Origin of the sequence: Pseudomonas sp. TKO26 (assembly GCF_003225665.1) — a bacterium.
In the GTDB taxonomy this organism is placed as follows: domain Bacteria; phylum Pseudomonadota; class Gammaproteobacteria; order Pseudomonadales; family Pseudomonadaceae; genus Aquipseudomonas; species Aquipseudomonas saponiphila.
The window spans coordinates 110,588-127,608 of the sequence record NZ_QKLN01000003.1; the positions used below are offsets into that span (position 1 = coordinate 110,588).

The following is a 17,021-nucleotide window of genomic DNA, read 5'->3' on the forward strand; positions in this document are numbered from 1 at the left end:
TGGGAGGCGCGATTTTCAGTCCGGCCAGTACCATGCCGGTTCGTCCAGCGGGCGCTGGCCGACGATGCCGGTCTGGCCCAGCTCTTTCTCCAGCACGATGCAGTTGCATTCGGGGTCTTCCTGCAGGGCCGCGATCAGGCGCCGGGCGTGGGACACCACCCACACCTGGCACTGCTGCGAGGCGCGAATGATCAGGCGCGCCAACGCCGGCAGCAGGTCCGGGTGCAGGCTGGTTTCCGGTTCGTTGAGCACCATCAGGCTCGGCGGACGCGGGGTCAGCAGGGCCGCTACCAGCAGCAGGTAGCGCAAGGTGCCGTCCGACAGTTCCGCTGCCGATAGCGGCCGCAACAAGCCTTCCTGGTGCAGTTGCACGCCGAACAAGCCCCCCGGAACGGCATCGATCTCCAGCCGCGAATCCGGGAAGGCGTCGCTGATGCTCTCGTGCAATGCCTGCTGATCGCCCACCTCGATAATGGTCTGCAACGCGGCGGCCAGGTCCCGGCCATCGTGGTGCAGCACCGGGGTGCGGGTGCCCAGTTGTGGTCGGCGCGCGGGAGCCTGGCTGTCGGTGCGCAAGTGGTCATAAAAACGCCAGCCACGGATCTGCTCGCGCAGATGCAGAACCTCGGGCGATGAGCTCAGGTTGCCCACCCGGTCGAACAGGCTGTCGCCGCTGCTCGTATGCTGCGCCAGCACTTCCCACTGGCGGCCCGCGCGGGCTCGTATCATCGGGCCCTGGCGGTCCACCAGGGCACTGGCCGTGCGATACAGGGGCCCGCCCCAGATGCTCTCGCGCTTGATCCACGGGTCGAGGGTGAAGCGCGAGGCAATCGGCAAGCTGTGCCCGGGCAACATGAAATGACCGCTGGAATCCGGCAGCCCCAGGCTGATCGCGTACCCGAAGTCTTCACCGGCAAAGCCCAGTTGCAGGCGTCTGGCGGCCTTGCGCGGCCCGCCCTGGATCGGCACCTCGCCCTGGCGCATGCGCCGGCTGATCTGTTCCGGCCCGGCCCAGAAGGTCGAATCCAATCCGCCTTCCTTGGCCAGGGCATTGACCACCCCGCCCTGGGCCGTCTCCGCCAGCAGGCGCAGGGCGCGGTACAGGTTGGACTTGCCGCTGCCGTTGGCGCCGGTGATCAGGTTCAGTCTGCCTAAGGGCATCACCAGTGTGTTGATGGAGCGGTAATTGGCCACCGCCAGGGTCTTGAGCATGTCGAGTCTCCTGTTGCGTGGCGCGCAGTGTGCCTGATTTGTCGGGAGGCGGCTTGCTCCCCGCCGCCCTCGAAACCGCTGTTGCGCTTGCCTGGTCAGAGCGTGCCAAAGGCTCTGGCAACAGCTGCGCTCCGGGTCGCGCAGGAGGCCGCGCCTTCGTCTTCTGGGCCTGCTTCACAAGAGCCGCGTGCAAGGGTTGAACCCTGTTCTACGCTCACAGTCGTAACGTCACTGACGCGACGAACAAGCACAAGGAGCCTGCATGGCCGGTCTCAAATCGAGGTGGATAGTGGGGCTGAGCCTGCTGGCTCTGCTCGGTGGCTGCGGGGCGGAAAAGCCGACCGAGAAGGAGCGCCCGCGGGTGCGAATCCAGTCGGTGCAGCGCAGCGATTTCGCGCCTTCGGTAACCCTCACCGGCGACATCCAGGCCCGGGTGCAGACCGAGCTGTCGTTCCGCGTCGGCGGCAAGATCATCCAGCGTCTGGTGGATGTCGGCGACCGGGTCAGCGCGCAGCAGGTACTGGCCAGGCTCGACCCGAAGGACTTGCAGACCCAGGTCGACTCCGCCGCCGCCTCGGTGTTCGCCGAGCAGGCCCGGGTCAAGCAGGCCAGCGCGGCCTTTGTCCGCCAGCAGAAACTCTTGCCCAAGGGCTACACCAGCCAGAGCGAATACGACTCGGCCCAGGCCGCCCTGCGCAGCAGCCAGAGCGCCTTGAGCGCGGCCCAGGCGCAACTGGCCAATGCCCGCGAACAGCTGGGCTACACCGAACTGGTGGCCGAGGCGCCGGGGGTGATCACCGCGCGCCAGGCCGAAGTCGGCCAGGTGGTGCAGGCCACCATGCCGATCTTCAGCCTGGCTCGGGACGGGGAGCGCGACGCGGTGTTCAACGTCTACGAGTCGCTGTTGATGCAGCCGTCGGGCCAGGCAACCATCCACATCAGCCTGCTGGACAACCCCGCGGTCACCACCACCGGCAAGGTTCGCGAAGTGACCCCGGTGGTCTCGGCCCAGAGCGGCACGGTGCAGGTCAAGGTGGTGCTCGATGCACTGCCGGCGGGCATGGACCTGGGCTCGGTGGTCAGTGCCACTGCCCGGGCCAAGGGCAAGGCCAGCGTGGTGCTGCCCTGGTCGGCGTTGACCAAGAATCTCAGCGAACCGGCGGTGTGGCTGGTGGGCGAAGACGGCAAGACGGTGCTGCACAACGTCAAGGTCGGGCGTTACCTGACCGGCAAGGTGATCATCAGTGATGGCCTCAAGGGCGGCGATAAGGTGGTGGTGGCGGGTGGGCAGTTGTTGCATCCGGGGATGAGGGTGGAGATTGCCGCCAGCGGCGACGATCAGGGAGCGCAACCATGAAGCGCCTGCTGCCATTGTTGTGCGCCGCCGTCCTGCTATCGGGCTGTTCCAAGGAAGAGGCGGCGCCTGCGCCGGTGCGTCCGGTGCTGTCGATCCGGGTGGTGGCGCAGTCCGAGGAAAGCCTGGGGCGCTTTGCCGGCAACATCCAGGCCCGTTATGAAACCAACCTGGGCTTCCGGGTGCCGGGGCGCATCGCCAACCGCACGGTCGATGTCGGCGCCGAAGTCGGCCCCGGTGACCTGCTGGCGACCCTCGATCCCACCGACCAGCAGAACCAGCTGCGGGCCGCCCAGGGCGACCTGGCCAAGGTCGAGGCGCAATGGATCAACGCCCAGGCCAATGCCCGACGCCAGCAGGAACTGTTCGACCGTGGCGTCGGCGCCCAGGCGCAACTGGACATCGCCCAGACCGACCTGAAGACCACTGGCGCCGCCCTGGACCAGGCCAAGGCCGCGGTGCGCCAGGCTCAGGATCAGCTCAACTACAGCCAGCTGCACAGTGATCACGGGGGCGTGGTCACTGCCTGGAACGCCGAAGCCGGGCAGGTGGTGACGGCCGGCCAGCAGGTGGTGACCCTGGCCCGGCCGGAGATCAAGGAAGCGGTGATCGACCTGCCGGCGACCCTGGTGGACCAACTGCCGACGGACGTGGAATTCAAGGTCGCCGCGCAACTGGACCCGAGCATCAGCACCACCGCCACGGTGCGCGAGATCGAGCCTCAGGCCCAGAGCGCGACCCGCACCCGACGCGCGCGCCTGACCCTCAAGGACACCCCCGAGGCTTTCCGCCTGGGCACCGCCATCAGCGTGACCCTGAGCTCGGCCATCGAACCGCGCACCGAGTTGCCCCTGAGCGCCCTGCAAGAGGTGGATGGCCAGACCCGGATCTGGGTCATCGATCCGCAGAGCCAGACCGTCGCCCCGCGTGCAATCAAGGTGCTCAGCCGCGACGGCGATTCGGCGCTGATCGGCCAGGGCGTCAAGCCCGGTGAGCGGGTGGTCAGTGCCGGGGTCAACAGCCTCAAGCCGGGGCAGAAAGTCAAAATCGACGAGGATCGCGCGCAATGACGCCTGCCAGCAAAGCAAGCTTCAACCTCTCCGAATGGGCGATCAGGCATCAGTCCTTCGTCTGGTACCTGATGTTCGTCGCGCTGCTGATGGGGGTGTTTTCCTACCTGAACCTGGGGCGTGAGGAAGACCCGTCCTTCACCATCAAGACCATGGTGATCCAGACCCGCTGGCCCGGCGCGACCCAGGAAGAAACCCTGAAGCAGGTCACCGACCGCATCGAGAAGAAACTCGAAGAGCTGGATTCGCTGGACTATGTGAAAAGCTACACCCGCCCCGGCGAGTCGACGGTGTTCGTCAACCTGCGCGATACCACCGCCGGCAAGGACATTCCGGAGATCTGGTACCAGGTGCGCAAGAAGATCAACGACATTCGCGGCGACTTTCCCCAGGGCTTGCAGGGGCCGGGTTTCAACGATGAGTTCGGCGATGTGTTCGGTTCGATCTACGCCTTCACCGCCGACGGCCTGAGCATGCGCCAGCTGCGCGACTACGTGGAACAGGTGCGCGCCGAGATCCGCGAAGTGCCGAACCTGGGCAAGGTAGAGATGGTCGGTGAGCAGGACGAAGTCATCTACCTGAACTTCTCCACCCGCAAGCTGGCGGCCCTGGGCATCGACCAGCGCCAGGTCCTGCAAAGCCTGCAAGCGCAGAACGCGGTGACCCCGGCCGGGGTGATCGAGGCCGGGCCGGAGCGGATTTCGGTGCGCACTTCCGGGCAGTTCGCCTCAGAGAAGGACCTGGCCACGGTCAACCTGCGGCTCAATGACCGCTTCTATCGCCTGGCCGACATCGCCGATATCAGCCGCGGCTACGTCGACCCTGCCACACCGCTGTTCCGCTTCAATGGCCAGCCGGCCATCGGCCTGGCGATTGCCATGAAGAAGGGCGGCAATATCCAGGACTTCGGCAAGGCCCTGCATGCGCGCATGAATGAGCTGACCGCCGACCTGCCGATCGGCATCGGCGTGCACAAAGTGTCGGATCAGGCCGAGGTGGTGCAGGAAGCGGTGGGCGGTTTCACCAGCGCCCTGTTCGAAGCGGTGATCATCGTCCTGGTGGTGAGCTTCGTCAGCCTCGGGATGCGCGCCGGGCTGGTGGTGGCGTGTTCGATCCCGCTGGTGCTGGCCATGGTCTTCGTGTTCATGGAGTACAGCGGCATCACCATGCAGCGGATCTCCCTGGGGGCGCTGATCATCGCCCTCGGGCTGTTGGTGGACGACGCCATGATCACCGTGGAAATGATGGTCACGCGTCTGGAGAAGGGCGAGAGCAAGGAGCAAGCCGCGACCTTCGCCTACACCTCCACCGCATTCCCGATGCTCACCGGGACCCTGGTGACCGTGGCCGGCTTCGTGCCCATCGGCCTCAACGCCAGCTCCGCCGGCGAGTACACCTTCACCCTGTTCGCGGTGATCGCCGTGGCCATGCTGGTGTCGTGGATCGTCGCGGTGCTGTTCGCCCCGGTGATCGGCATCCACATCCTCAGCACCGAGGTCAAACCTCACTCCGAGGAGCCGGGGCGCGTCGGTCGGGCCTTCAATGGCGGCCTGCTGTGGGCCATGCGCAACCGCTGGTGGGCGATCGGCATCACCGTGCTGCTGTTCGTGGCTTCGGTGTTCGGCATGCGCTTCGTGCAGAACCAGTTCTTCCCGTCATCCGACCGGCCGGAGATCCTGGTGGACCTCAACCTGCCGCAGAACGCCTCGATCAACGAGACCCGCAAGGCCGTCGACCGGTTGGAAGCGACCCTCAAGGACGACCCGGACATCGAGCGCTGGAGCACCTACATCGGCGAGGGCGCGATCCGGTTCTACCTGCCCCTGGACCAGCAGTTGCAGAACCCCTACTACGCCCAGCTGGTGATCGTCAGCAAGGGCCTGGAGCAGCGCGAGGCCCTGAGCGAGCGCTTGCGCAAACGCCTGCGCGAAGACTTCGTCGGCATCGGCAGCAACGTGCAGGCCCTGGAAATGGGCCCGCCGGTGGGGCGGCCGATCCAGTACCGGGTCAGCGGCAAGGACATCGACCAGGTGCGCAAGCACGCCATCGACCTGGCCACCGAGCTGGACCGGAACCCGCACATCGGCGAGATCATCTACGACTGGAACGAGCCCGGCAAAGTGCTGCGCATCGACATCGCCCAGGACAAGGCGCGGCAGCTCGGGCTGTCATCGGAGGATGTGGCGCGGCTGATGAACAGCATCGTCAGCGGTTCCACCGTGACCCAGGTGCATGACGACATCTATCTGATCAACGTGGTCGGCCGCGCCGACGACAATGAACGCGGCTCCCCGGAAACCCTGCAGAACCTGCAGATCGTCACCCCCAATGGCACGTCGATTCCGCTGCTGGCTTTTGCCACCGTGGGCTACGAGCTGGAGCAGCCGCTGGTGTGGCGCCGCGACCGCAAGCCGACCATCACCATCAAGGCCGCGGTGCGCGACGCGATCCAGCCCACCGACCTGGTCAAGCAACTCAAGCCGAGCATCGAGCGCTTCGCCGCCAGCCTGCCCGCCGGTTATTCGGTGGCCACCGGCGGCACCGTGGAGGAAAGCGGCAAGGCCCAGGGCCCGATCGCCAAGGTGGTGCCGCTGATGCTGTTCCTCATGGCGACCTTCCTGATGATCCAGCTGCACAGCGTGCAGAAGCTGTTCCTGGTGGCCAGCGTCGCGCCCCTTGGGCTGATTGGCGTGGTCCTGGCCCTGGTGCCCACCGGCACGCCCATGGGCTTTGTGGCGATCCTCGGGATCCTCGCGCTGATCGGCATCATCATCCGCAACTCGGTGATCCTGGTGACCCAGATCGACGAATACGAGCGCGACGGCTATCACCCCTGGGACGCGGTGCTGGAAGCGACCCCCCCCCGCCGCCGGCCGATCCTGCTGACTGCCGCGGCGGCCAGCCTGGGGATGATCCCGATTGCCCGGGAAGTGTTCTGGGGGCCGATGGCCTACGCCATGATCGGCGGCATCATCGTTGCCACCTTGCTCACCCTGCTGTTCCTCCCGGCGCTGTACGTGGCCTGGTACAAAATCAAGGAGCCTAGCCAAGACACCCCCCGCCCCACGGCCATGTAGGCGCTGGCTTGCCAGCGAAGAGGCCCGTGAGCCGTGCACCTGACCCGCAATCGCCTTCGCCGGCAAGCCGGCTCCTACCGGGTTGGCGGTGTGGCGGGGGGGGGGTCAGGCCTTGCGCCAGACGCTGGCCAGCCAGGGTTGCTGTTCACGGGGCAGGCCGGCGGGGCGGTAGTAATGCTCCAGTTCGACAAAGCCTGCTTCGGCCAGCAGTGCCTGCCAGGCCGCGAGGTCGTGGTAGGCGCCGTAGCGCGGGCCGTTCCAACCTTCCTGGTTGTCGCCGCGTGGGTTGGAGCTGAACAGTACGCCGCCGTCCTTGAGGCTGGCGTGCAGTTGCTTGAGCACCCGTGGCAGTTCCTGGCGGGGAATGTGAAACAGCACCGCGTTGGCGAAGATGCCGTCGAAGTGGCTCGCCGGTAGATCGAGCTTGAGAAAATCCTGTTGCCACACCTCGCAGCCGCTGTCGTCCCGGGCCATCTGGGCGAAGCGTTCGCAGCCGTCGAGGCCGATGGCGATATGGCCGAGGCGGGTGAAGGTCTGTAGATCGCGCCCCGGGCCGCAGCCAAAATCCAGCACGCGGAACGGCGCCGGGCCTCGGATATGCCGCAGCAGCGCGTCGATGTTCTGGCTGACGTCGTGGTCGCGGGTGCCTTGGCGAAAGTCTTCGGCCACTTGCTGGTAGTGGCCGAGGGTTGTGGCGGTGATGCTGTCGAGATCGTCGGGGGCGAGTTTCATGGCGGGCTGCGGAGGTCGAGGGCAGGGTGGCCAATATAACGCCAATGGCGGCCTTGAGGGCCCTATCGCGAGCAAGCTCGCTCCTACACAGGGCATCCGAACGGACACCCCCGTCCCTCAACGCTTGTTCAGCACCCGCGCCAGGCGGTCGCCGCCCAGCTGGATCGCCGCCACCAGGATCACCAGCAGCACGATCACCGTGAGCATGATCTGGCTGTCGAAACGCTGGTAACCGTAGCGGTAGGCAATGTCTCCCAGGCCTCCCGCGCCAATCGCGCCGGCCATGGCCGAGGAGTTGATCATGGTCACCAGGGTGATGGTGAAGCCGCCGACGATGCCCGGCAGCGCTTCCGGCAGCAGCACATGCCAGACGATGTGCCAGCGGCGGCAGCCCATGGCCTGGGCCGCTTCGATCAGGCCGTGATCGACTTCCCGCAGGCTGACTTCGGCAATCCGCGCGAAGAACGGCGTGGCGGCGATGGTCAGTGGCACCACCGCGGCCCACACGCCGTAGGTGGTGCCGACGATCAGCCGGGTAAAGGGGATCAGCGCCACCATCAGGATCAGGAACGGGATCGAGCGGAACAGGTTCACGAAGGCCCCCAGTACCCGGTTCAGGTTCGGCGCCTCATAGATTCCGCCCTTGCCGCTGGTGACCAGGATCACCGCCAGGGGAATCCCCGCCAGCAGGGCGATCAGCGAGGACACGCCGACCATCAGCAGGGTGTCGAGAATGCCCTGCAACAAGCGATCAAACCACATAGCCCAGTACCTCCACTTGCTGTGCCCATTGCTCCGCGCGCTGGCGCAGTGCTTCGGCGTCCAGGGGCGATCCCTGGACCGCCAGCAGCAGTTGCCCCAGGGCGTGGCCCTGAATGCGTTCCACGCCACCTTGCAGCAGGCGCACGCGGCCCCCGAGGGCGCTGAACAGCGCCGCCAGGTCCGGTTCATCATGGCTGCTGCCGGTGAAGCGCAGGCTCAGCACCACGGCCGCCGCGGACGATTCGGGGTGACTGCGCAGGCGGTTTTGCAGCTCTGGCGGCAGGCCATGTTGCAAGGGCGCCAGCAGGGTCTTGCTGACCTCGTGCTGGGGGTTGCCGAAGACTTCCCAGACCGGCCCCTGTTCGACGATGCGCCCGTGTTCCAGCACCACCACGCGGTCGCAGATCTCGCGGATCACCGCCATCTCGTGGGTGATCAGGATGATGGTCAGGCCCAGGCGCTGATTGATCTCCTTGAGCAGGCCGAGGATCGACTGGGTGGTTTCCGGGTCCAGGGCCGAGGTGGCTTCGTCGCACAGCAGGATCTCGGGATCGTGGACCAGGGCCCGGGCGATGCCCACCCGCTGCTTCTGGCCGCCGGACAGTTGCGCCGGGTAGGCCTGGTGCTTGTCCTTGAGGCCCACCAGTTCCAGCAGCTCGCGGACCTTGCGCTGGCGCTCGGCCTTGGGCACCCCGGCCACCTTCAGCGGCAGCTCGACGTTGTGCCATACGGTCTTGGCCGACATCAGGTTGAAGTGCTGGAAGATCATGCCGATGCGCCGGCGCAGGGCCACCAGGCGGTCTTCGTCGAAGTCGCCGATGTCCACTTGATCGATCAGCACCCGGCCGCTGCTGGGCTGTTCCAGGCGGTTGATGGTGCGGATCAGTGACGACTTGCCGGCGCCGCTGCGGCCGATGATGCCGAACACTTCGCCGCGCTGGATCGAAAGATCGATGCCGTGCAGGGCCTGCACCGGACCCTGCTGGCCCTGGTAGGTCTTGCCCAGGCCGATGAAGCGCACCTGGGCGCGGTTCAGTTCGGGGTGCAGCTCGGTCTGCTCGGCACGCTGGGGCGCAGGTTCCGACAGCTTGCGCTGTAGCGTCGCGGCACTCATGTCAACCTTCCCAGCCGGCTTGGTAGAGCTTGCCGTGGGCTTTGTCCAGGGCCGCGCGAACGGCGGGCGAATGCTGGTAGATATCGACGAACTTGATCAGCCGCGGGTCGTTCTTGCTCTTGGGCTGGATCACGAACTGGATCACGTATTCCTTGTGGTCCAGGCCGTCGAACAGCAGCGCCGAGCCGGCGTCGAAGGTCTTGGCCAGGCGGATGTAGGCCGGGTAGCCCTGGACCAGATCGGCGTCGTCATAGGCGCGTACCAGCTGCACGGCTTCGACCTGGAGGATCTTGAGCTTCTTCGGGTTGCTGACGATGTCTTCTTCGGTGGCCTTGTAGCCGACTCCCGGCTTGAGGGTGATCAGCCCGGCCTTGGCCAGCAGTTGCAGGCCGCGTCCGCTGTTGATCGGGTCATTGGCGATGGCCACGCTGGCGCCTTGTGGCAGTTCGTCGAAGCTTTTGTATTTTTTCGAGTACAGGCCGACGTTGTTGATGATCCCCGGGGCGAAGGGCACCAGGTCGAAACCGGCGGCGGCCTTGGCGTTTTCCAGGAACGGAATGTGCTGGAAGTAGTTCACGTCGATATCGCCGGCGGCCAGGCTGACGTTGGGCGCGATCCAGTCGGTGAATTCCACCAGCTCGACTTTCAGGCCCTGCTTGCCGGCCTCTTCCACGGCGGCCTCCAGGGGAATGGCGAAGGCGGCGGTGGTGCCGACCTTGAGCGGCGCGTCGGCGGCGAACAGGGCGCCGCTGAACAGGCCGAGGGCGAGGGCCAGGGCTTTGACCGGGTGGCGCAGGAGCGTGGTTTTCATGATGGTTACTTCCAGTCAATCCGAATGATGAGGTTGAACAATTGCCTTTGGGTGTGGCGAAGACCGCTGTCTGTGGCGAGGGGGGTTGCTCCCGCTGGGCCGCATGGCGGCCCCGGACCCAGGCGCTGCGGTGTTGCAGGCGTACCGCTCCGTCTGGGTTTGGGCTTGCCTGGCAAGCCAGCGGGAGCAAGCTCCCTCGCCACTAGAGTTCCTGCTACCTCGTCTCAGCGGCGGTAGGCCGCGCCGGTGTGTCGCTCCGGCAGTTTGCGGCCTTCGTGGAACAGTTTTTCCCGCAGGGTGCCGTCGTCGTAGGCGGTCTTGTAGGAGCCGCGACGCTGCAGTTCGGGGATCACCAGGTCGATGAAGTCGACATAGCTTTCCGGGGTGACGATGCGGGTCAGGTTGAAGCCGTCCAGACCGGTCTCGGCGATCCAGGATTCCAGCTCGTCGGCCACCTGTTGCGGCGAGCCGACCACGGTGAAGTAGCGGCCGCCCAGGGCGTGCTGCTCCAGCAGCTTGCGCCGGGTCCAGTCGTTGTTCTGCAGGTTCTTGGTGGCCGACTGGATGGCGTTGCTTTTCACGTACTGGATGGGTTCGTCGATCTCGTACTGGGAAAAGTCGATCGCGGTGGACGCGGAGAAATGCGCCACGCCGGCTTCGGCGCTGGCATGGCTGCGGTACTCGGCATGCTTCTGCCAGGCCAGCTCCTCAGTCTCGCCAACGATCACGTTGAGGCCCATGAACACCTTGATGTCCTCTGGGTTGCGTCCGGCGGCCACGGCGCTGGCACGGACCTTGTCCACCTGGGCCTTGGTCGCGGCCTTGTTCTGCCCGCTGATGAACACGCACTCGGCGTGGCGCCCGGCGAACAGCAGGCCGCGATCCGAGCTGCCGGCCTGGAACAGCACCGGGGTGCGCTGCGGCGACGGCTCGCACAGGTGATAGCCGCTGACCTGGTAGAACTCGCCCTGGTGCTCGACCTTGTGCACCTTGTCCGGCTGGGCATAGACGCGCTGCTCGCGGTCATTGAGGACCGCGTCGTCTTCCCAGCTGCCTTCCCAGAGTTTGTACAGCACCTCCAGGTACTCGTCGGCCTGGTCGTAGCGGCGGTCGTGTTCGATCTGCTCCTTGAGCCCCATGGCCTGGGCGGCGCTGTCCAGGTAGCCGGTGACGATGTTCCAGCCGACCCGGCCACGGCTCAGGTGGTCGAGGGTGGAAAGGCGCCGGGCGAACAGGTAGGGCGCCTCGTAGGTGAGGTTGGCGGTGAGGCCGAAGCCCAGGTTCCTGGTGACTGCGGCCATGGCCGAGACCAGCAGCAGCGGGTCGTTGACCGGCAGTTGGATCGACTCCTTGAGGGGCATGTCCACCGAGTGCTGGTAGACGTCGTAGACCCCGACGATGTCGGCGATGAACAGCCCGTCGAACAGCCCGCGCTCCAGCAGTTGGGCCAGTTCGGTCCAGTATTCCAGGGTCTTGTACTGGGTCGAGTTGTCCCGCGGATGAGTCCACAGGCCGTGGTTGATGTGCCCGACGCAGTTCATGTTGAAGGCGTTGAGCAGGATCTTCTTCTTGGCGGTTTCTGGCGCGGCCATCAGATGGTCCCCCGCAGTGGCGGGTTCTGCTGGTTGAGGTAGTAGTTGCCCACCGCGTGGTACTTCCAGCGCACCGGATCGTGCAGGGTGTGTACCCGGGCGTTGCGCCAGTGGCGGTCCAGGCCGTGCTCGGCCAGGGTCGCCTGGCTGCCCGCCAGTTCGAACAGGGTGCTGCCGGCGGCCAGGGATATTTCCGTGCTCATGGCGCGGACCTCGGCCACGGCGATGGACGCGGCGGCCACGGTGTCGGCGTTGGTCTCGGCCTGGGCCTTGTCGAGGAATTCCCCGGCGCGTTCCAGCAGGGCCTCGGTGGCGTGCAGGCGGATGCTCAGGTGGCCGAAGCTCTTGATGGTCAGCGGGTCTTCGGTGGCCTTGTCGGTGCCGGAGTCGATCCACGGCCGGGTCTTGGTGCGCACGAAGCGCAGGGCGTCCTCATAGGCGGCGCGAGCAATGCCGGTGTCGATGGCGGCGTGGAGGATCTGCGCCAGGGGGCCGACCGGGGTCGGGCGTTCGAAGGCGCTCTGGAACGGCACCACATCGGCCTCGTCCACCGCGACGTTGTCGAACAGCACCGAGCCGCTGCCGGTGGTGCGCTGGCCGAAGCCGCTCCAGTCGTCGATCACGTTCAGGCCCGGGGCGTCGGCGGGGACGAAGGCCAGTTGCTGCACGCCGTGTTCATCCACCACCGAGGTGGGGATGCGCTGGGCGTAGATGGCGCCGGTGGCGTAGAACTTGCGCCCGTCGATGCGGTAACCCTGGCCGCTGCTGTCGCGGCTCAGGCGGGTGGTGCGGTCGTGGGCGGTCTTGGTGCCCAGTTCGGCCAGGGCGTTGCCGAAGCGGCGGCCGGCCAGGACTTCGGCGTACAGCCGTTGTTTCTGCGCTTCGCTGCCGTTCACCCGCAGCACTTCCAGGGCGTAGAAATGGTTCTGCGGGATCTGCCCCAGGGAGGCGTCGGCCTCGGCGATCAGGGCGATGACCTTGGCCAGGGTGACGTTGGACACCCCGGCGCCGCCGTATTCCTTGGGCACGCTGATGCCCCACAGGCCGGAGCGGGTGAAGGCTTCCAGTTCCGGGTGCGGCAGGCGCCGTTCGCGGTCGCGCAGGGCGCTGTCGCGTTTGAAATCTTCCGCCAGGTCGCTGGCGACAATCAGGGCTTGCTCATCGCTGGTGATGACCGCGACGTGTTGGGAAAGAGACATGTGTTTCTCCAGAGATCTGGTCAAAAGCGTTCTGGGCGGTTAAATCCAGGAGTGCCGGGCCGGCAGCGTGCCGTTCAGGTGGTAGGCGCCGACGGCGTGGTACTTCCAGCGCACCGGGTCGTGCAGGGTGTGCACCCGGGCGTTGCGCCAGTGACGATCGAGGTTGAATTCGGCGAGGGTGGCGCGGCTGCCGGCAAGCTCGAAGAGCTTTTCGCTGGCCAGCAGCGAGATCTCGGTGGTCAGCACCTTGGCCTCGGCCACGGCGATCGAGGCACGGGCCGCGGACTCGGCGGTGATCGGCGCCGCGCTGACCTGGTCCAGCACCTGCCCGGCCTTGCGCAGCAGGGCCTCGGCGGCGTGCAGTTCGATCTGCAACTTGCCGATGTCGGCGATCACGTACAGGTCGTCGCTGGCGCGCTCGACGTTGGCGTCGATCCACGGGCGGGAGCGTTCACGGACAAAGGCGATGGCGTCGGCCACGGCTTCCCGGGCGATGCCGGCATCGATGGCGGCCTGGATCAGTTGCGACACCGCGCCCTGGATATTCGGCGATTCGTTGATCCGCCAGTTGTCCAGCACCAGCTCGGACTCGACCCGCACATCGTTGAGCAGGATGGTGCCGCTGGCGGTGGTGCGCTGACCGAAGCCCGACCAGTCGTCGACGATGCGCAGGCCTGGTGTGCCGCGACGGACGAAGGCCAGTACCTGGCGGCCTTCTTCGTTCAGCGCCTTGACCGCTACCCAGTGGGCGAACAGCGCGCCGGTGGAGTAGAACTTCTGGCCGTTGAGCAGATAGCCGTCGGCATCTTTGGTGATTCGCGCCTTGAGTTCCAGGGTATTCTTGGTGCCGCGTTCCGGGCCGGCATTGCCGATGCGCCAGCCTTCCAGGACGCTTTGCAGCAGCTGTTTCTTCTGCCGCTCGGTGCCGCAGCCGAGAATCAGGCCGAGGAGGCCGAACTGGTTCTGCGGGATCTGCCCCAGGGCCGGGTCGGCCGCGGAAATGATGGCGAAGACTTCGGCCAGGGTGACGAAGGACACCTGTGGCCCGCCGTAGGCGCGGGGCACGGAAATGCTGCCCAGGCCGCTGCGGGTGAATTGTTCGACCTGCGCCCAGGGCAGCTTGCGCTGACGGTCGCGTTGGGCGGCTTGCTGACGGGCTGCGTCGGCCAGTTCATGGGCAGCCTGAAGGGCTTCGGCGTCGTTGCGCAGTACCCGAGCGGGCAGCAAAAGGGGAGCAATATCCAGGTCACTCTGGACCTGGGCTTCGATCAGACTGGACATCAGCGCCACTCCTTGGCTGCACGCAATGCCCTGGCGATCTGCACTGGGGTGATTGTGTTCCGGACCATACCTACCTCACATCTTTTGGATAGGCCGCGTTGTGCGGCGAAATCAGAATCAAGAATGTCCGGTGGTCCGGTGCATATACCCTATGCGCGTATAAAAATTAAATAAACTAACTTTTAGGAATATGAATAGAAGGGTTGAATCGGAGCCCGCAGGCGTTATGGATCAAGGCCTTAGAGTGCTTCTACGGCCGTGGTTCTGGCGACGAATGCCCCCCAAAACCACCTGTATCTGCACGTAGGAGCTGGCTTGCCAGCGAAGACGCCCGCGAGGGCGGTGCAAGGCTTGAGGGCCCTTTCGCCGGCAAGCCGGCTCCTACGGTGGGTGTGGTGAGGGGGGACGTCAGGCGGGGGACTGGCCGGGGTTGAGGAACTTGCTGAGAAACTGTCGGGTGCGTTCGTGCTGGGGGTTGGCGAACAGCGCCTTGGCTTCGCCCTGTTCGACGATCACCCCCTTGTCGAAGAAGATCACCCGGTTGGCCACGTCCCGGGCAAAGCCCATTTCGTGGGTGACGATGACCATGGTGCGTTTCTCTTCGGCCAGGCTACGGATGGTGGCCAGGACTTCGCCCACCAATTCCGGGTCCAGGGCCGAGGTCGGCTCGTCGAACAGGATCACTCCGGGTTCCATGGCCAGGGCTCGGGCAATCGCCACCCGCTGTTGCTGACCACCGGACAGGCGCCTGGGGTAGCTGTCTTCCTTGCCCGCCAGGCCAACCTTGGCCAATAGCTTGCGGCCCAGGGCCAGGGCTTGCTCCCGTGGGGTTTTCTTCACCACCAGCGGGCCCTCGATGACGTTTTCCAGGGCGGTGCGGTGGGGGAACAGGTTGAAGTTCTGGAACACGAAACCCACGTGCTGGCGCAATTGGCGTATCCGCCCCTGCTGCTGGCTCAGGGGGATGTTGCTGTCGATGGCGATGTCGCCGATGCGGATGCGTCCGCTGGTCGGTTCTTCAAGAAAGTTCAGGCAGCGCAGGAAGGTGGTCTTGCCCGAACCGCTGGGGCCGATGATGGCGACCACCTCGCCTTCCTTGACCTGCAGGTCGATGCCATTGAGCACCGTCTGGCCCTTGAACTGCTTGGTCAGTTTTTCCACCACGATCATGGTTTCAAGACTCCTGGTCGTGCCGATTGACCCGCTGTTCCAGACGGTTCTGCAGGTGCGCGAGCACGCTGGCGAGAATCCAGTAGATCAGCGCGGCGGCAAGATACATGGTGAATATTTCGAAGGTACGGGCAGTAATCAGCTGCGCCTGGCGGAACAGTTCCGGTACCTGGATGGTGGCTGCCAGGGCGGTGTCCTTGACCAGGGAAATGAAGCTGTTGCCCAGCGGCGGCAGGGCCGTGCGCATGGCTTGCGGGAGGATCGCCCGGCGCAGGGTCTGGGCCCGGGTCATGCCGATGCTGGCGGCCGCTTCCCATTGACCGCGTTCGATGGAACCGATGGCGGCCCGAAGGATTTCACAGGCGTAGGCCGCCATGTTCAGCGAGAAGCCGATCAGCGCGGCGGGCAATGGGTCCAGTTCCAGCCCCAGTTGCGGCAGGCCGTAATAGATCACGAACAGTTGCACCAAGAGCGGTGTACCGCGAAAGAACGACACGTAGACCCGGGCAATCCAGCTCACCAGCTTGAGGCGCGACAGGCGCATCAAGGCCAGGCCAAAGCCCAGCAGCAGTCCGAAGAACATGCCGCCGAGGCTGAGGATCACCGTGTAATACGCACCCTTGAGGAGAAATGGCGCTGAATCCAGCGCCAGTTGCAGACCTGCTTCCATTATTGGGTGACGTCAGCGTTGAAGTATTTCTCCGAGAGTTTTTTCAGCGTGCCATCGGCCCGCAGCTCTTCGATCGCCTTGTTCACCGCGGCCAGCAGTTCAGGTTCGCCCTTGCGCAGGGCAACACCGGCTTCCTGGCGGGAGAAGGGTTCGCCGGAAACCACCAGGGTGTCCTTGGTTTTCTTGATCAGTTCGAAGGCCGCCAGGCGGTCCACCAGAATGGCGTCGATACGGCCTACGCGCAGGTCTTGGTATTTGGTCGGATCATCGTCGTAGGTCTTGATGATGGCGTTCGGCACATTGTCCTTGAGCCATTGCTCGTAGTTGGTGCCCAGGCCCACGCCGACCTTGTGGCCACCCAGGTCGGCGGCCGTCTTGAACTTGCCTTCGTCCTTTTTCTGGGTCAGGGCCTGGATCCCGGAGACGGTGTAGGGGGTGGAGAAATCGTACTTTTTCTTGCGCTCTTCAGAGATGGTCACCTGGTTGATCACCGCGTCCAGGCGCTTGGATTCCAGGGCCGCGAGAATGCCGTCCCACTTGGTCGGCTGCAGCTTGACCTTGACCCCGAGCTTGTTCGCCAGGGCTTCGGAGAATTCCACTTCGAAGCCGGCCAGCTTGCCGTTTTCATCGACATAGCTGAAGGGTGGGTAGGTGCCTTCCAGGCCGACGTTGATCACGCCTGCATCCTTGATCTTCTGCAGTTGCTCGCCGGCAACCGCTTGTCCCATCAGTCCGGCACCGAGGGCCAGGCCCAGTGTGCCAATCAGCAGATTGCGACGCAGTACGGAAAAATTCATGACAAGCCCCTGTGATGTTCTTATGCACGATGCGGGTGGGAGATGCAGGCCAATCGGTGAGCCGGGAGTGACGCCTTATCCTGCCTTAATGCAGCGTATGCGTCTTTTGCCAAATCAGCCTGCGGCGCGACTATAAGGCGACGTTGATAGGATTAAAAATAATATAAATTCACTTTATTA

14 protein-coding genes are annotated in these 17,021 nt (G+C 65.2%); 3 read left to right on the forward strand and 11 right to left on the reverse strand.

Going from position 1 to position 17,021, the window contains the following annotated elements; genetic code table 11:
• Positions 1 to 15 precede the first annotated feature (15 nt).
• Complete coding sequence (locus DNK59_RS05810) at positions 16 to 1,212, reverse strand: AAA family ATPase (protein WP_110722569.1); 1,197 nt, start codon at positions 1,210 to 1,212, stop codon at positions 16 to 18.
• Between the two features lie 262 nt (positions 1,213 to 1,474).
• On the opposite strand from DNK59_RS05810, the gene DNK59_RS05815 reads away from it, so the two are divergent.
• From DNK59_RS05815 to DNK59_RS05825, 3 genes are read left to right on the forward strand one after another with little or no spacing between them, the layout of a single operon-like run.
• Entirely contained in the window at positions 1,475 to 2,569 is a 1,095-nt protein-coding gene (locus tag DNK59_RS05815; RefSeq protein ID WP_110722570.1) for an efflux RND transporter periplasmic adaptor subunit, read from the forward strand.
• Positions 2,566 to 3,636 carry an efflux RND transporter periplasmic adaptor subunit gene (locus DNK59_RS05820; RefSeq protein ID WP_092318564.1) on the forward strand — a complete coding sequence of 357 codons (1,071 nt, stop codon included), beginning with the start codon at positions 2,566 to 2,568 and terminating at the stop codon, positions 3,634 to 3,636. The genes DNK59_RS05815 and DNK59_RS05820 overlap by 4 nt, the downstream gene beginning before the upstream one ends.
• Positions 3,633 to 6,713, forward strand: a complete 3,081-nt coding sequence (locus DNK59_RS05825) for an efflux RND transporter permease subunit (protein ID WP_110722571.1) — start codon at positions 3,633 to 3,635, stop codon at positions 6,711 to 6,713. The genes DNK59_RS05820 and DNK59_RS05825 overlap by 4 nt, the downstream gene beginning before the upstream one ends.
• 105 nt (positions 6,714 to 6,818) lie before the next feature.
• Here DNK59_RS05825 and DNK59_RS05830 read toward each other — a convergent pair whose 3' ends face one another.
• The 10 genes from DNK59_RS05830 to tcyJ form a co-directional block, all read right to left on the reverse strand.
• On the reverse strand, positions 6,819 to 7,445 hold the full coding sequence (locus DNK59_RS05830; protein ID WP_110722572.1) for a bifunctional 2-polyprenyl-6-hydroxyphenol methylase/3-demethylubiquinol 3-O-methyltransferase UbiG: 627 nt from the start codon (positions 7,443 to 7,445) through the stop codon (positions 6,819 to 6,821).
• A gap of 117 nt (positions 7,446 to 7,562) precedes the next feature.
• Complete coding sequence (locus DNK59_RS05835) at positions 7,563 to 8,207, reverse strand: methionine ABC transporter permease (RefSeq protein ID WP_092318570.1); 645 nt, start codon at positions 8,205 to 8,207, stop codon at positions 7,563 to 7,565.
• On the reverse strand, positions 8,197 to 9,321 hold the full coding sequence (locus DNK59_RS05840; RefSeq protein ID WP_110722573.1) for a methionine ABC transporter ATP-binding protein: 1,125 nt from the start codon (positions 9,319 to 9,321) through the stop codon (positions 8,197 to 8,199). The genes DNK59_RS05835 and DNK59_RS05840 overlap by 11 nt, the downstream gene beginning before the upstream one ends.
• A gap of 1 nt (position 9,322) precedes the next feature.
• The gene (locus tag DNK59_RS05845) at positions 9,323 to 10,132 is read right to left on the reverse strand and encodes a MetQ/NlpA family ABC transporter substrate-binding protein (RefSeq protein ID WP_110722574.1); all 810 of its coding nucleotides are present in this window, start codon (positions 10,130 to 10,132) and stop codon (positions 9,323 to 9,325) included.
• Between the two features lie 224 nt (positions 10,133 to 10,356).
• Positions 10,357 to 11,724 carry an LLM class flavin-dependent oxidoreductase gene (locus DNK59_RS05850; protein WP_110722575.1) on the reverse strand — a complete coding sequence of 456 codons (1,368 nt, stop codon included), beginning with the start codon at positions 11,722 to 11,724 and terminating at the stop codon, positions 10,357 to 10,359.
• The gene (locus DNK59_RS05855) at positions 11,724 to 12,923 is read right to left on the reverse strand and encodes an SfnB family sulfur acquisition oxidoreductase (RefSeq protein ID WP_110722576.1); all 1,200 of its coding nucleotides are present in this window, start codon (positions 12,921 to 12,923) and stop codon (positions 11,724 to 11,726) included. The genes DNK59_RS05850 and DNK59_RS05855 overlap by 1 nt, the downstream gene beginning before the upstream one ends.
• Positions 12,924 to 12,962: 39 nt before the next feature.
• Complete coding sequence (locus tag DNK59_RS05860) at positions 12,963 to 14,204, reverse strand: SfnB family sulfur acquisition oxidoreductase (protein ID WP_110722577.1); 1,242 nt, start codon at positions 14,202 to 14,204, stop codon at positions 12,963 to 12,965.
• A 408-nt stretch (positions 14,205 to 14,612) separates the two neighbouring features.
• The gene (tcyN, locus tag DNK59_RS05870; protein ID WP_110722578.1) at positions 14,613 to 15,374 is read right to left on the reverse strand and encodes an L-cystine ABC transporter ATP-binding protein TcyN; all 762 of its coding nucleotides are present in this window, start codon (positions 15,372 to 15,374) and stop codon (positions 14,613 to 14,615) included.
• A gap of 4 nt (positions 15,375 to 15,378) precedes the next feature.
• On the reverse strand, positions 15,379 to 16,044 hold the full coding sequence (gene tcyL, locus DNK59_RS05875; protein ID WP_110722579.1) for a cystine ABC transporter permease: 666 nt from the start codon (positions 16,042 to 16,044) through the stop codon (positions 15,379 to 15,381).
• Positions 16,044 to 16,841: a cystine ABC transporter substrate-binding protein gene (tcyJ, locus tag DNK59_RS05880; RefSeq protein ID WP_110722580.1), complete on the reverse strand. Its 798-nt coding sequence runs from the start codon at positions 16,839 to 16,841 to the stop codon at positions 16,044 to 16,046. The genes tcyL and tcyJ overlap by 1 nt, the downstream gene beginning before the upstream one ends.
• Positions 16,842 to 17,021 lie beyond the last annotated feature (180 nt).